This window comes from Gordonia sp. YY1, from assembly GCF_009872315.1.
GTDB classification, from domain to species: Bacteria; Actinomycetota; Actinomycetes; order Mycobacteriales; family Mycobacteriaceae; genus Gordonia; species Gordonia amicalis.
This window is the reverse complement of the sequence record NZ_WXYI01000063.1, coordinates 1-638: the sequence shown is the minus strand read 5'-3', so window position 1 is coordinate 638 and position 638 is coordinate 1. Positions and strand designations below refer to the sequence as shown.

The 638-nt window shown below is 66.9% G+C and carries 1 protein-coding gene; it reads left to right on the top strand.

All coding sequences use genetic code 11. The annotated features are described in order from the left end of the window. On the top strand, positions 1-638 hold a 638-nt coding region (locus tag BPODLACK_RS23150; protein WP_159406335.1), incomplete at both ends, for a DUF222 domain-containing protein.

Below are 638 nucleotides of genomic sequence, written 5' to 3'. Positions count from 1 at the left end.
CCGATACAGGTGATCGTCAAAGCCGACCTCAACGATCTGATCCGCGAAGCCGGGTTCGCCACCACCGCCACCGGCACGCTGATCCCCATCCCCGACCTCATCGACATGGCCGCCGACGCCCAACCCTGGCTGGCCGTGTTCAAAGACGCCACCGCCGTCCCGCTCTACTTCGGACGCGGCAAACGCCTGGCCACCCGCGAACAACGACTCGTGTCCTTCGCCCGACCCGACGGCGAGGTCTGCTCCACACCCGACTGCGACCTATCCGCCGCACACGTGGAAATGCACCACGCGCAACTCGACTGGGGTCTCGGTGGCCTCACCGACATCACCGACCTCGCACCCGCATGCCCGAAACACAACCGCATGGTCGGCGACCAGCCCGGCCAATACACCACCCGCATGGTGCGGGAAGGACCCGACGAAGGCCGTTGCACCTGGCAACTCAACGCCGAACCCGGCGCACCACCCAACCCCGAACGTGTGAACCGGCGACCCGACATACCCCGACGGTTCGCCGAGCACCTTGAACAGGTGCGCACCGAGATCCACGGGCCCGACGAGGCGTCCGGCGATCAGTCGCGCCTTCAGCTGCGCCAGATCATCGACCTACGCAACGCCTCCGACGCCGAAGCCAC